13 protein-coding genes are annotated in these 13,390 nt (G+C 64.3%); 4 read left to right on the forward strand and 9 right to left on the reverse strand.

Features of this window, described 5'->3' with window-relative positions:
- Positions 1-118: 118 nt before the first annotated feature.
- The 3 genes from BCR55_RS21095 to BCR55_RS21105 form a co-directional block, all read right to left on the reverse strand.
- Positions 119-964, reverse strand: coding sequence for an alpha/beta fold hydrolase (locus BCR55_RS21095; RefSeq protein WP_006404596.1), 846 nt, complete (start codon positions 962-964; stop codon positions 119-121).
- A 76-nt stretch (positions 965-1,040) separates the two neighbouring features.
- Entirely contained in the window at positions 1,041-1,943 is a 903-nt protein-coding gene (locus tag BCR55_RS21100; RefSeq protein WP_065495803.1) for a VOC family protein, read from the reverse strand.
- Between the two features lie 44 nt (positions 1,944-1,987).
- Positions 1,988-3,526, reverse strand: coding sequence for a bifunctional 3-(3-hydroxy-phenyl)propionate/3-hydroxycinnamic acid hydroxylase (locus tag BCR55_RS21105; RefSeq protein WP_006404598.1), 1,539 nt, complete (start codon positions 3,524-3,526; stop codon positions 1,988-1,990).
- 176 nt (positions 3,527-3,702) lie between these two features.
- On the opposite strand from BCR55_RS21105, the gene BCR55_RS21110 reads away from it, so the two are divergent.
- Positions 3,703-4,437 (forward strand): TetR/AcrR family transcriptional regulator, encoded by a 735-nt coding sequence (locus BCR55_RS21110; protein ID WP_006404600.1) that lies wholly within the window; start codon positions 3,703-3,705, stop codon positions 4,435-4,437.
- Between the two features lie 134 nt (positions 4,438-4,571).
- Here the strand turns inward: BCR55_RS21110 and BCR55_RS21115 are convergent, their stop codons facing one another.
- The 4 genes from BCR55_RS21115 to BCR55_RS21130 form a co-directional block, all read right to left on the reverse strand.
- Complete coding sequence (locus tag BCR55_RS21115) at positions 4,572-5,228, reverse strand: nitroreductase (RefSeq protein ID WP_065496704.1); 657 nt, start codon at positions 5,226-5,228, stop codon at positions 4,572-4,574.
- A gap of 474 nt (positions 5,229-5,702) precedes the next feature.
- On the reverse strand, positions 5,703-6,098 hold the full coding sequence (locus tag BCR55_RS21120) for a RidA family protein (protein ID WP_059940714.1): 396 nt from the start codon (positions 6,096-6,098) through the stop codon (positions 5,703-5,705).
- A gap of 32 nt (positions 6,099-6,130) precedes the next feature.
- Entirely contained in the window at positions 6,131-7,459 is a 1,329-nt protein-coding gene (locus BCR55_RS21125) for an MFS transporter (protein WP_083211861.1), read from the reverse strand.
- A 134-nt stretch (positions 7,460-7,593) separates the two neighbouring features.
- The gene (locus tag BCR55_RS21130; RefSeq protein ID WP_065495804.1) at positions 7,594-9,033 is read right to left on the reverse strand and encodes an FAD-binding oxidoreductase; all 1,440 of its coding nucleotides are present in this window, start codon (positions 9,031-9,033) and stop codon (positions 7,594-7,596) included.
- Positions 9,034-9,700: 667 nt separating this feature from the next.
- Between BCR55_RS21130 and BCR55_RS21135 the strand changes: the two genes are divergently transcribed.
- Positions 9,701-10,426, forward strand: coding sequence for a GntR family transcriptional regulator (locus tag BCR55_RS21135; RefSeq protein WP_226823185.1), 726 nt, complete (start codon positions 9,701-9,703; stop codon positions 10,424-10,426).
- Between the two features lie 105 nt (positions 10,427-10,531).
- Here the strand turns inward: BCR55_RS21135 and BCR55_RS33965 are convergent, their stop codons facing one another.
- Together BCR55_RS33965 and BCR55_RS33135 are read right to left on the reverse strand one after the other, a co-directional pair.
- Positions 10,532-10,864, reverse strand: a complete 333-nt coding sequence (locus tag BCR55_RS33965; RefSeq protein WP_065495806.1) for a hypothetical protein — start codon at positions 10,862-10,864, stop codon at positions 10,532-10,534.
- Positions 10,865-11,091: 227 nt separating this feature from the next.
- A complete protein-coding gene (locus BCR55_RS33135; protein WP_146123978.1) occupies positions 11,092-11,292 on the reverse strand; it encodes a hypothetical protein in 201 nt (66 codons plus the stop codon).
- Positions 11,293-11,665: 373 nt separating this feature from the next.
- Between BCR55_RS33135 and BCR55_RS21150 the strand changes: the two genes are divergently transcribed.
- On the forward strand, positions 11,666-12,409 hold the full coding sequence (locus BCR55_RS21150) for a PadR family transcriptional regulator (protein ID WP_065495810.1): 744 nt from the start codon (positions 11,666-11,668) through the stop codon (positions 12,407-12,409).
- Between the two features lie 34 nt (positions 12,410-12,443).
- Positions 12,444-13,256: a siderophore-interacting protein gene (locus BCR55_RS21155; protein ID WP_053298062.1), complete on the forward strand. Its 813-nt coding sequence runs from the start codon at positions 12,444-12,446 to the stop codon at positions 13,254-13,256.
- The last annotated feature ends 134 nt before the right edge of the window (positions 13,257-13,390 follow it).

The following is a 13,390-nucleotide window of genomic DNA, read 5'->3' on the forward strand; positions in this document are numbered from 1 at the left end:
GCTTCAATTCGTGATGCAAAACGACATGGTCGCGCCGGCGGCCCGCGTTTCGCCCGACCATCCGGGCGAGCGGCGCGCACCGGAACGGAAACCCGCGCCGCCACGTGTAATCGCTCCGTCAGTTGTTCGCGACGAAATCGGCGACCAGCCGGTTGAACTCTTCCGGGTGCTCGATCATCGCCCAGTGCCCGCAGCGATTGAGCAACACCAAACGCGAATTTGGGATATTCGCGAGCAGGAACAGCGACGTCTCGTACGACACCACGCGGTCGTCGCGGCCATGGATCAGCAGCGTCGGCACCTTGATCGCGGGCAACAGTTCGGGCTTCACCCACTTCGGCAGCGGCGCGCCCTTCGGCAGCCCGGCAACGTAATTGCGCAGATGCTCGGGGCGTGCCTGTGCCGCATTCGAACGCGCTTCGCACAGCTCGGGCGTCGCGAATCGCGCCTTGTCGTACACCATGATTTCCACCAGCCGGCGCATGTTCTCCGCACTCGGGTCCCGATACGCCTCGATCAGTACTTTGAGCCCTTCGGACGGCCCATCGCCCGCGCCGAACAGCGTCGGCATGCGTCCGACCGGCGGCCCCATCGTCACGAGGTGCGTGATGCGGTCGGGGTGCTCGGTCGCGAGGCGCAGCGACGTCTGCCCGCCCATCGAGTTACCGACGAACGCGGCCTTGTCGATGCCGAGTGCGTCCATGAACTGAATCGCGGCGTCGACGTGATCGAGCTGCTCGACCATCGCCGCATCCGACCGCCCCCAGCCCGGCATGTCGACGGCATACACGTGGAACTGGTTCGACAACGCTTCGATGTTGCCGGAGAAGTTGCTCCAGCCCGTGGCACCCGGGCCGCTGCCGTGCAGTAGGATCAGCGGATGCCCTGCGCCGGCCTCCTGATAATGCAACTGCCAGTCGCGCGTCCTGACGGAACGGCTCGTTCCAGCCTGAGTAAGTGCCATGATTTCGGTCCTCGTTCGAAAGTAGTGAATGCGCTCTCGCATCGCGCAAGAAAGCGGTCTCCGGTGATTGCTGCCGTCACGACCTCAGCAGATCGGCCACGACGTGCGGCGGACGGTGCCCCCAAGTACTGAGCCGATCCAAATGCTGGACCTGCCAGGTTGCGTCGTCGACCGTCAGGCCACCCCAGCCGACCTCGACGTTGAAATCCGACGGCGTGCGAACGTAGAAGCTGAACATGCGGTCGTTCGGGTGCAGGCCGAGGGTCATCTCGAAGCGCTGCTTCGCATCCATGCAGCGGTCGTACGCGAGACCCACGTCGTTCATGTCGGCGACCTCGACCATGAAGTGATGCATTCGCTTCGGAAACGGCATGTTGGCAAGCGCGACCGTGTGGTGACGCCCATTGCAACGCATGAACGTGACGCTCGCGACGATGCCGGGCGCCAACTGCTGATCGATCACGTCGGTAATCCGGAAGCCGAGCAGCCCGTACCAGTCGACCAGCACCTGCCGGTCCATCCCGCGATCCATTAGCACCTGATGCCCGGCGCCGCCCGCCCCGGTGACGAAGCCCGACACCAGCCGGTCCGATGCGAACGCCGTGTCCGCTTCGGCCAGCCCGACGTACAGCTCGATGCGGTTGCCCAGCGGGTCCGCGGTAACGGCGATGCGCCGCACTTTGCGCGCGGCGGCCAACGCCGCATCGCCTTTGTCAACTTTGCTGCCAGCCGCCCGCAACCGCGCGACGATCGCGTCAAGATCGGCATCGGTCTCGCACCCGTAGCCGGTGAACGCGAGATCGTCGGCGCTGCCAGCCTCGACGATCCAACGGTGCGCCTTGCCATCCATGCGCAGGCTTAGCGACGTATCGGTCCGGCTCGCACGCTGCATGCCCAGCAGTTCGACGCCGAATCGTTCCCACCCGGCAAGATCGCTCGCCTCGATGCCGACGTAACCAAGTTCGGTCACAGTGCTCATTCGTGAAATCTCCCTCGTTGTTTCGTCCGGCGACGTGCATGCACTCATGCGGGCACCGCGAGGCCGCTGACGTCCGCAGCGGCGACAAAGCGGTCGGGCCGCAGCGCGACTGCGCGCACGCCGTACTTGCGCAGCCACGGTCGTAGCACGCCATCCAGATCGATCAGTTCGTCGTGGCCCTGCGTGCGCTGATCCTGCTGACGCAGCGCGATATAGCGCGCACCGAGCCTGTCCCATTCGGCTTTTTCCTGCGGCGTCAACAGCGATGCCGGATCGACGTCGTCGCCGAGCAGCGCGAAGCCGTCGCCGAGCAGATCGTCGAGACGCGCCATCACGCCACGGTTGTCGCCAACGACCGGCTGCGGCACCATGCGCCCGACGATGCTGCCTTCGCCGAGCGGGCCACGCAGCCAGCCGGCGGCCAGCACCGGCGGTGCGATCAGCGGCGCTTCCGGTGCATTCGGCGACGGTGGCGCGTTGAGCGCGGCTTGCTCTTCGTCGGTCAGTTCCTGCTTAATGATGCGGCCCAGTTGCACCGCGAGTTCGGTGTAGAAGCTGGCGTTCGGGCGGCGCTCCGTCTCGTACGTATCGAGGAAGTGCACAGGCAACCTGCCGTTGAGCACGCCCGCGAGCTTCCAGCCGAGATCGAACGCGTCGCGCATGCCGGTCTGCATTCCTGCGCCCGCCCACGGCGGCATCAGGTGCGCGGCGTCGCCCGCGAGGAATACGCGCCCGACGCGCCACCGATCCGCCATCCGCGTGTGGTGCCGGTAGAACGCGTGCTGATGAATCTCGACGTCGTCCTCGCTAACGCCAAGCGCCTCGAGCAGCGGCCAGACCTGTTCACTCGTGCTGAAATCGGCCTCGGTCTCGCCCGGTTTGAGCGGCAGCTCCCAGCGGTGATTGCCGCCGGACAGCGCGATGTCGACGACCGGCCGCTCCTTGTCGGACCAGAAGGTCAGCAGGTTGCGGTCGGGCCACCAGCGCTTCACGCGGCAGTCGATCACGATCCACTGCACGTCGAGCGTGTCGCCCAGCAGCTTCACGCCGATCATTCCGCGCGTCGCGCTGCTGCCGCCGTCGCACCCGATCACGTAACGCACGCGCACGCTGTTCAGCTCGCCGGTCGCCGCGTCCTTCGCAGTCACCGTGACGCCGTCTTCATCCTGTTCGAGCGCCACCACGTCGCTGCCGTAGCGCACGTCGATGCGCTCGCTGTGCGCGGCCGCGCACTCGCGCAGCGTCGCTTCCATCGTCGGCTGGTAGATGTTGAAGAAGCGCGGCTTGATGCCGAGCGTCGATGGCGGGTGCTCGATACGCAGGATCTCGGTGCCGTCGTAGCGCATCCAGCGCAGTGCGCGCTGCGGATCGATCTGCTTGAGCACCGGCTCGTCGACACCGAGGTTCTGGAAGATACGCATCGTCCAGTCGTTGACGGTCACCGCCCGCGCGCGCGGGTAGATGTCGCGGTGACGCTCGAACGCAATAGTGGAAATGCCGTGCTTCGCCAATGCAAGCGCGGCGATCACGCCGGTCGGGCCATAGCCGACGATCGCGACGTCCGCATCGTAGTGCTGGGTCATTCGTTGTCTCCTGTCTCTCATCCGTCGTCCGGCGGGCCGGTCTCCCAGCGTGTGCCGCGTTGCCGCGAAACCGCCATCGACGCGACGGAATTGTACCGATAGGTCCAAAACTAAAAACTAGGGAATACGAGTATTGGACCGATCGGTACATAAATGCAGGACGGTATACTTTGCCCATGAAAAATTCCCAACCCACCGGCAACCGGCGCGGCCAACAGTCGCGCCAGGAAATCCTCGACGCGGCGTCGCGCGTAATGTCCGCGTACGGGTATGCCGGCACGTCGATGTCGGCGCTGGTCGAAGCGACCGGCATTCCGAAAAGCGCGATCTATCACCACTTCGGATCGAAGGCGGGACTATTGGCAGAAGTGATGGCGCGAGGTGCGCAGGGCTTCTTCGAGGCGATGCGCGACGCGCACCGCGATCCGCCGCAAGGCGGGACGCCTCGCGAACGGCTCGGCTGGTATCTGCAGCGCACGGGCGCCGTCTCCGTGCATCACGAGAACTTCCTGCGCCTGTTGATGGTGATGGTCATGACCAGCGAGGCGACCGATGCGCCCGAGGCGATGGAAATCGTCGCGACCGTGCGTAACGAGGGCCGCGACTACATGCGGCAAATGATTCGTGCGGCGTTCAGCACGGAAGGCGAAGCGATCGCGGCGGCGGTCGCCGACCGGTTCGCACACTTCGGGATGGTCGGGTTCGACGGCGCGTTCGTGTCGCTGCAGTCCCGCGACGATTGCTCGATGGCGACGTACATGTCGCAACTGGCCGACGCGCTCGGCTCGATGGGTCAGGCGTACGCCGATGCGCTCCGCGACGCAAGCGCCGCGCCGGCACGCAAGCGCGCGGCAAAAAGCGCGAAGCCAGCCGCGCCGGCACAGGACAAGGCGCGCAGGCCCCGGAGCTGACGCACACGGCTTCCAAGCGATCCTCGTCCGCAGAACGGCGCGAACCCGCAGCTGCCCGCCACTGCGAACCGGCGGCGGCCATGCGTTGCGCCGGCCGTTGCGCAGACTCGACAACTAGCTCGCGAACATCCGAATCACACGCCCCGTTCGCAATCCGTCCAGTACGCAAACGGATCGCGATGACGCGGGTAGTGCGCATCGAGCCACTTCAGCAATGCTGCACGCGCATTGTCCAGATCGGCGCGGGATGGCGAACTGGTCATTTCATGCACTTCCGTGGAAGTCTCCCGGTCGATCACGAGACAGCGCCAGTCCGGGCCGTCGCGGTCCGGATCGTCGGACGCCCGCGACGACTTGCCCCAGCCGAAACCCCTGCGCGCATCGATGTAGTACCGTGGCTGCACTTTCAGATAAGACATGTCGCCGCCTTGCAGGCTGCTCTCCGCGCGCAGCACGTCGCGCGCGTCGACGATCTGCGTGACGCCCGGCAACCGGCGCACGCGCCAGCCGGCAGGCAGCGTCGCGACGGCCTGCACGTTGTCATAGGCGCCCCACGTCAATCCCCATGCTTCGGCCATCCGCTTCATGAACGCGTCGGCGTTCGGATAGCCGCGCAGCTGAATCCGCGTCGACACGGTGACATCGAGTCCCGAGCGAACGCCGGCATCGCTGGACGCGGGTGCGAACGGGTCGCCGGGACGCGCGCCGTCGCTACCGCCGGCGGTCGGCACATCCGAAAACAACTGGTCGAGCGCCGCGCGCGCCTTTGCCGACTTGTCCGTTCTACTCATTGCGAATTTCCTCTTTCGTTCGATCTTCATCGCGAAGCGGGGCCGGGCGGAAGCCCGCCGCGTATCGGCATGGAAACCCGGGCGGGTTTCACCGAATGCGATTTCTCGCGAATGTGTGACCGTATTCTGTCAGGAAACAGTCGGGCGGGCTAAACCGCGTCGGCAATCTTCGTCGTCGCGATGGGACGCGTGGCTCGAGGCGCAGCGCCGACGACCGGCACCGGGTCGAGATGATGCGATCCTCGTCGTCGGCGTAGATCGGTTCACCGTGAACGGCGTTCAACGTCATGATCGCCAGCGTGCGGGGAAGTGAGCCTATTGTCCATCACATCGCGACGGCGGCCACAGAAACCGGCCAACCTGCACGCGACGATTGCAGATTCCGACCGTTACGCCCCCGCCCAAGCGACACCGCGATGGACTACGCACGGCATTACGGCACTTCGCTTCTGCGCTGCATGCATGAAGACGAATTCAACGAGCGCAGGATCGGTCAACCGGCAGCGCGACATATGCGACGATCTCGATGCGCATCCCGGGCACGACGAGACCCTTCGCGATAACCGTCGACCGGTTCGGATAGGAATCGGCGAAGAATTCGCGGTAAACCCGATCTACCGTGGGAACATCGTCCACGTCCACAAGCGTCACCAGTACCTGGGCGACACACGACAGATCCGAGCCGGCGGCCTCGACGGCCATTTTCAGATTCTGGAATGTCAGGCGCGCTTGCATCGCAATGCCCCCGGTATGCACGGAGCCATCGCTGCGCACTGGACCGTGCGCAGTGAACAGCAAGCCCGCAGCCTTGGTTGCCCATGAAAAGGGTTGTGCTGGCTTGGGCAAGCCGATATCGATCACTTCTTTCATTTCGATGTCTGATCCAGCAATGGGTTGAGCCGTCACCGGTTTGCGATGTGACGCGGAAGCAGAAGTACGAGGATTGCGCTGACGCACAATGCGAAGGCGAAGGCCAGCAACCCTGCCATCGTGCTATGCGTCGCATCCTTGATCCAGCCGAAGAAGGCCGGCGCGAAAAAGCCGGCCAGATTGCCAATGGAGTTGATCATCGCAATGCCGGCCGCCGCACCCGCGCCGCCAAGCAACCTGGCCGGAATTCCCCCGAAAACGGGTGCTGCCGGGAAGATTCCAATGGCGGCCACGCAAATCGCGATCATGGCGACGAAAGTCTGGTCCGGCCATAGCGCGGCACCGGCCAGTCCCAGTGCACCGACAAATCCGGACAGCGCGATATGCCACCGCCTCTCGCGCCGGCGATCGGCGCTTCGGCCCAATGTCACCATCGCAATGGCGCCAGCAATATTGGGGCCGGCGCTCAACAATCCGATCTGAAGCGGGTGGGAGATTCCGGACAATTTGATCAGCGTCGGCAGCCAGAAAACCAGGCCGTACATGCCCAGGCCTATCAGAAACAGAATCGCGCCCAGATACCACATGCGCCAATCCGTCAGCGCGCCCGCGATCGACGTGCGTTGAGCTTCCACGCGCTCTTGCGAAAGCGCGTCGGTCAGCACACGTCGCTCCTGCTCATCCAGCCATTTCGCGTCTGCGATGCGCTCGGTCAAATAGAACATCGTTGCGACGCCCAGTATCAACGACGGCACCGCCTCGATCAAAAACAACCACTTCCATCCGGCCAGCCCGAAGGCTCCGTGCAACCCCTGCATGATCCATCCAGACAAAGGGCCGCCAATGATGCTTGCAAGCGGAAAACCGATCATGAACAGCGCGATGACCTTGCCCCGGCGTGCCGAGGGGTACCACCGCGAAAGGTACAGAATCACGCCGGGAAAGAACCCGGCTTCCGCCGCGCCCAGCAAAAAGCGCAAGACATAGAAACTGGCTGGCGTGCGAACGAACATCACGGCTGCCGACAGGATCGCCCACGTAATCATGATGCGGGCGATCCAGATGCGCGCGCCGATCCGGTGCAGCAGGATGTTGCTCGGCACCTCGAACAGGAAGTAGCCAAGGAAGAAGATCCCTGCCCCAATGCCGTAGGTGGTTTCGCTGAACCCCAGATCGCTCGACATCTGAAGCTTTGCAAAGCTGATGTTGACGCGATCGAGGAAGGCCCCGACAAAACAGAGCAACAAGAATGGGATCAAGCGTCGCGTGACCTTTGCATACAGCTTGTCCAGGCCGACGTCGGTCAAAGCCGGCAAGGGCGACGCAGGCGTTCGCGTCACTGCCGATGAGTCATATGTCATGCCGGTCTCCGAGGGTCCTTGTGTGAATGGGTACGTGCACAGCCCGTTGCGCGAACGGCGAGCGGCGCCCGCTGCAATATGCGAATGCGTTGGCGTGCCACAGGCTGTTTCGCCTGATTTGCGCGGCTCGCTGTTCAGGCGGTTCGATCGGTGACGGGCATCGTGAAGATCCGGTCGCGGTTGAGCAGGAGGCCCGGATCGAACAGACGCTTGATTCGACGCATTGCGTCAATCTCGACGCGACTGCACGTGCTCTCGAAGTAAGGCCTCTTCTCGAATCCGATACCGTGCTCGGCTGAAATCGAGCCGCCGGCCTCCACCACATGGCGATAGACCGCGGCCTTGATGTTGTCGGTGACGGACGCATCGTCAATGCCAATCACCCAATGGACGTTGCCGTCTCCCAGATGACCGAACGTGAGCGTGCGGCAATCGGGGGATAGCCGAAGCAGGTCTGCGCGCAGGCGGGCCATGCAGTCGACCAGATGCCGTGCGGGGATACTGATATCGAACGAAATGGAAGGCCCGAGCGCATGCGCGGCCTCGCCCGTCGACTCCCGAATGCGCCAGAATGCCTCCGCCTCGCTAAGCGACTGCGCGAGCACGATGAACGGGGTCCCCACGGTTTCCGCGATCGTTTCGAGTGCTTCGAGCAGGCGGCTTTCGTCGCGACCGGTATCGCGGTCGAAGCCCGACATTTCAAGCAGGACGAGATGGCTGCCCGCGCCGTCGAATGGATCGCGACCCACCTTCAGGCATTGCGTGACGAAGTCGAAGTAGTCGCGCCACATCACCTCGAATGACGTCAGCATCGGCCCGAGGCTGGCGCGACACGCGCGCAGCGTCGAAAACACCTGCTGCAATCCATCGACCGCGATCAGTGCGGTATGCCGGCTGACCGGCAACGGTTGCAGACGCAACACGGCGCGAGTGACGATGCCAAGCGTACCCTCGGAGCCCACGAACAACTGCTTGAGATCGTAGCCGGCGTTATCCTTCAACACACTGCTGAGGTGCGAGAGCAGCGAGCCGTCCGGCAATACCACCTCAATCCCGAGCACCGACTGTCGTGTCATCCCGTATTGCAATACGCGGTTGCCACCGGCGTTCGACGCAATCATGCCGCCGATCTGGCAGGCGCCACGACTGCCAAGATCCACGGGAAAGAACAGCCCGTGCGCTTGCGCAGCTTGCTGAACCGTTTCGAGCGGAACACCGGCCTCGACGGTCATCGTTGCGCCGATCTCGTCGACTTCGATAATCCGGTTCAGCAGCTCCAGTGACACAACGACTTCGTCGTTCTGCGGCGCGGCGCTGCCGACCAGCCCGGTCATGCCTCCCTGCACGACCGAACGAATTCCAGCGGCGTGCAGACGCTGCATCAGTGCGGCCACCGCCTCGGGCGTGCGTGGACGCAGTACCGGCGCCGGGACGCCATACGCACCGCTCCAGTCGGTGTGATATTTCGGGCCGGCGTCTGCCGCATTCAGAAACGCAACCTGCCCGTCGAGGGCAGCGCAGATATCGGCAAGGCGGTGTTCAAGCGCGGTGCGCGCTTCTGTTGCTGTAGACATGCGAGTTCCAGAGAAGAGGCGCTTGCAGGATCGGACACCACGCGGTAGCGGCAATCGCCGACAGCATGGGCAGCGATATGGCATGACATTGCCGGTCAATCACCGCCGTATCAGGGGCAACATGAGTCGTGCGGCGACGCCAGTACGCAGCCACGGAACCAGGCTACGGATCGCTTGTGCAGCGGCACGTTTTGTCCGACATAATTTACGCTGAACTCGCAATTCCCTGAGAAGCAGCGAAATTTCCCGAATTATTGTCGGACAATGTTGGAGCGTCAATCGAGATTCCGTCGAGGTTTACCCTAGCCAGATCGATTGCGCAGCTTTGGATCCGTGACGGCGGCGGCATTCGCCAACGGGCAGGAAATGTCGGACAATCGCTCGGAATCTCGCCAGCCGACGCCTCATGCGCGCAAAGCCGGCCTGACACGATGAGCGGCGGTACTGGTCTTGAGATCGTCGAATCGTTCCTGCCACGGAGGGCCGTTTGGCCGCGCCGAACAAGCGACGAGCGACGCGCGATACGGGCGATTTCGGGCATTCCCGTAGAATGAAATTCAGGTCAAGGGTTGCCACAAGCGCGGCGGCTCGCCGCGTCGCGCGCCGCCGGTCTCGTGGCAACGCATGCGCGTGCCCCATGCAAACAGACCCTATGGAGTCAGTCAGAATGTCAACGGCCCCCGAAACCGGGCAATCGCACGAGCAATCTGCCGCGCGAGTGGATCAAGAACGCAGCGTCGCCGACTTCGTGTTCGAAGAGATTTCGCGTCGTGTTGTTGCCGGCGAGTACCGACCAGGCCAGCGGCTCGTCGAAGCCGATCTCACACGTGACCTTGGCGTGAGCCGCAGTTCCGTGCGTGAAGCGTTGCGTCGTCTCGAACACAACTCGTTTATCCGCCTCGAGCCGAATCGCGGCGCGACCGTTGCTGCGCCGAACCGCGCCGAAATAGAGGCAATGTTCCGGGTTCGCGAAGTGATCGCGGGGCTCGGCGCACGAGCCGCGGCCGAACGCATCGATCTACCGGGCAATCGCGAAAAAATCGCTGCGCTGTTGGAGCAGGTGACCGCGCAGGAGCACGCGAATCGTGTCGACAATCACCGAACCGAAAACGGCGTGTTTCATCGAACCATCAACACCATGTCGGGCATTGATGCGGTTGGCCAATTGATGGACCAGTTCAACTTTCCGATCCTTCACGCGATCTATTTTCGGGATCTCCGGCATGACCACTGGCGGTTGAATCTGGTCGACCACATGGATATCGGCCGAGCGATCCTGCACGGAGACGGCTACGCTGCCGAGCATTTCGCGCGCAAGCACATGCAGCGCATGGTGCCCATCGCCATCGAGATTTGCGAGCAACTCGCTATTGGCCCAAAGCGGCGAAGCTAAATGCTGGCCGGCCGATCCGGCTATCGGCCGGCACCGGTGTGGCGAATCGCATGCGCGCAAAGCACAATGAACCGTGCGATTCATCGACCCGCGCGACTGAATGGATCAGCTCGACAGCTCGAGCGCATGCGTGACAAGCGCGTCGATCGTACCGTCGTGCCGAAATCCCGCTTCGATCGCACGGCGATCGGTCAGCGGCGGTTGCCGGTGCCGGTCCCGACGGTGGAGCAGGCGATGCAATGGCACAAGCACCGAACCTCCGATCCCGGGCTCGCGTGGTTGCGTGGGCTGCTGAAAGACGCTGTCGCGAAGATGGACGAAGGGCGTCAGGCCGCTCGCTGAGCCGGCGCACAGATCCGCCTGCGGCGCGAGCGAGTGGATCCGCATGATTTGCCGCGCATCGAGGCGACGCAGATGCCCGCAACCGTCCTTGTTCACGCACTCAAACGGGTATCCGGGCCGAGCCGCAGATCCGTGACCAATGTGCGCTCCGGCCGGCGCGACAACGTGAAACGGACGGAACGCGCCGGCCCTTCATCGCATCGTTGTCGGTCTGCATCGTGCCGACCATCTGCCGCATGCGGAGCGCCCCGCCATGTCGATCAGGCTCGACAGCCGATGCGGTTCAGAACGACTGCTAGCAGGGTTGCCGAGCGATGCGATCGTCAATAAAGCGTGCGAACAATAGCCGATGAACATAACGATCGAGTGACGACCCACTCGTCCTCGTGCCGACTTCGCAGCAACTCGCCCACGTCCAGCTCGGCACCGAAGATGGCGGCTTGGTACGCCGTCACGATTTCGACGAGGTATCGGCTGAAGTCGAATAGAAGATGCCGGACACGGGCATGGAGTTGCTCGTTCACGTGGCGCCGCCACCAAGACGCCAACTCATAGCCTGACGGGTCTTCAACACGCTTGGTCGCGACCGTGGTTGACGTCGCTTGTTGGACCCCATCTGGCACGCATCGCCGGCACTCGAGTCCGACGGCGATAACAGTCGCCCGTTCGACTGTTGCTGTCGGGCTCGAGCACATCGCTGGCATGCCGCGCAGGGCGCCCGCGAAGCTTCCGACGCCCAGTAGACGCAAGCGAGAAGCGCTACGTTGCGAAGTCCCGTCCAACGACCTGCCCCAGCCGTAGTCGCGAACGGTCCCATCCAGCCCCCAATAATCCCCTTGACGCTCTATCTTTCGATATATATCTTTAGATATGTTTTCCGATATATAGGACACGATCATGCGACACAACCACTTCCGCGGCCATGCCCGATGTGACGGTCATGGTGCGCATGCGCGCCCTGACTGGATCGCCGGCCTCTGGCACGCAATCGGCCGCCACCGGCGCGGCCACGATCCATTTGGCGGCGGCGGCCCGTTCGGTGGCCGTGGCGGGCGCGGCGGTTTCGGCGACTTCGGTGACGACGGCATGCCGCGCGGCCGCCAGTTCACGTCCGACGATCTGCAGCTTCTGCTGCTCGCCTTGCTCGCCGAGCAGCCGAGCCACGGCTACGAACTGATCAAGGCGCTCGACACGCGCTCGAGCGGCTTCTACAGCCCGAGTCCGGGCATGGTGTATCCGGCGCTCACGTATCTCGAAGAAGTCGGCTACGTCGCGTCGCAAGCCGAAGGCAATCGCAAGCGCTACGCGCTGACCGACGCCGGCCGCACCCATCTCGACGCACAACGCGAGCGCGTCGACACGCTGTTCGCTCGCCTCACGCATCTCGCGCGGAAGATGGAATTCATGCGCCGCGCATTCGCCGGCGAAGCGTCGGGCGCCGGAGCGTCGGGCGCCGATGCGTCGGGCGCCGGAGCGCAGGACGAAGCACAGGCCGGCTGGCTGCCCGAGTTCGTCGACGCACGCGTCGCGCTGAAGCATGCGCTGCTGCACAAGAGCGCCGCATCGCCCGACGAGCAGCGGCGCATCGCGGCCATTCTGCGCCGCGCGATCGCCGAAATCGAAGGCCGGTCCGACGTGTAACGCGCGCCGCCCGTCACATTTCCTGGAGAACGGATTGAACACCACCCTTGCCGATCGCACCGTGACGCGCGTGCGTCACACACTGAAATTCCGCCTGCTGCAGGTGCTGCGCGTGCACGCGGTCACGCCGCATCTGCTGCGCGTCACGCTCGGCGGCCCGGATCTCGCCGATTTCGAATCGTCGTCGTTCGACGATCACGTCAAAGTGTTTTTCCCGGCGCCGGGCACCGAACGGCCCGCGTTGCCGACGCTCGGCGCGAACGGCCCCGTGTTTCCCGAAGGCGAGCCGAAGCCGGTCGCGCGCGACTTCACGCCGCGCCGCTTCGATCGCGCCGCATGCGAGCTGGATCTCGAATTCGTGATGAATCATCCGGGGCCCGCGTCGCAGTGGGCGGCACAGGCGCGGCCCGGCCAGTGGCTCGGGATCGGCGGGCCGCGCGGCTCGTTCGTCGTGCCGACCGGCTTCGACTGGCATCTGCTGATCGGCGATGACACGGCGCTGCCGGCCGTCGCGCGACGCATCGAGGAACTGCCGGCCGGCGCACGCGTCGCCGTCGTGCTCGAAGTCGCGGATCGCAGCGCGAAGATCACGTTCGACGCGCGCGCCGACGTGCACGAGATCTGGCGGTTCCGCGACGAAGGCAACGGCGACGCCCTGCTGGACGCCGTGCGCGACCTGCCGCTACCGGAGGGCGACGGCTATGTATGGGCAGCCGGCGAAGCGCTCGCGATCCGCGCGGTGCGCGCGCATCTGACCGGCGAACGCGGCGTCGACAAATCGCGCATTCGCGCGTCCGCGTACTGGAAGCGCGGCGCGGCGGCCGTACACGAGACGCTCGACGACTGACGCGCCCGCGCGGCATCGGGTTTTCGCTTCATGCAGGGCGCGCGGCAACCGCGCGCATCCGGACGCCGCGACCGGCACGGGCTTGGCAGCGGCATCGCGACTGGTATATATCTGTGTGAGCGGCGGCGCTGTCG

The sequence above is a fragment of the Burkholderia sp. CCA53 genome, from assembly GCF_001685525.1.
In the GTDB taxonomy this organism is placed as follows: domain Bacteria; phylum Pseudomonadota; class Gammaproteobacteria; order Burkholderiales; family Burkholderiaceae; genus Burkholderia; species Burkholderia multivorans.

Coding starts and splice junctions, on each gene's coding strand:
- BCR55_RS21105 (WP_006404598.1), bottom strand. CDS start 3,526: ATGACCCAGCACTACGATGCGGACGTCGCGATCGTCGGCTATGGCCCG.
- BCR55_RS21115 (WP_065496704.1), bottom strand. CDS start 5,228: ATGAGTAGAACGGACAAGTCGGCAAAGGCGCGCGCGGCGCTCGACCAG.
- BCR55_RS21130 (WP_065495804.1), bottom strand. CDS start 9,033: ATGTCTACAGCAACAGAAGCGCGCACCGCGCTTGAACACCGCCTTGCC.
- BCR55_RS21095 (WP_006404596.1), bottom strand. CDS start 964: ATGGCACTTACTCAGGCTGGAACGAGCCGTTCCGTCAGGACGCGCGAC.
- BCR55_RS21125 (WP_083211861.1), bottom strand. CDS start 7,459: ATGACATATGACTCATCGGCAGTGACGCGAACGCCTGCGTCGCCCTTG.
- BCR55_RS21110 (WP_006404600.1), top strand. CDS start 3,703: ATGAAAAATTCCCAACCCACCGGCAACCGGCGCGGCCAACAGTCGCGC.
- BCR55_RS21150 (WP_065495810.1), top strand. CDS start 11,666: ATGCGACACAACCACTTCCGCGGCCATGCCCGATGTGACGGTCATGGT.
- BCR55_RS21135 (WP_226823185.1), top strand. CDS start 9,701: ATGTCAACGGCCCCCGAAACCGGGCAATCGCACGAGCAATCTGCCGCG.
- BCR55_RS21120 (WP_059940714.1), bottom strand. CDS start 6,098: ATGAAAGAAGTGATCGATATCGGCTTGCCCAAGCCAGCACAACCCTTT.
- BCR55_RS21100 (WP_065495803.1), bottom strand. CDS start 1,943: ATGAGCACTGTGACCGAACTTGGTTACGTCGGCATCGAGGCGAGCGAT.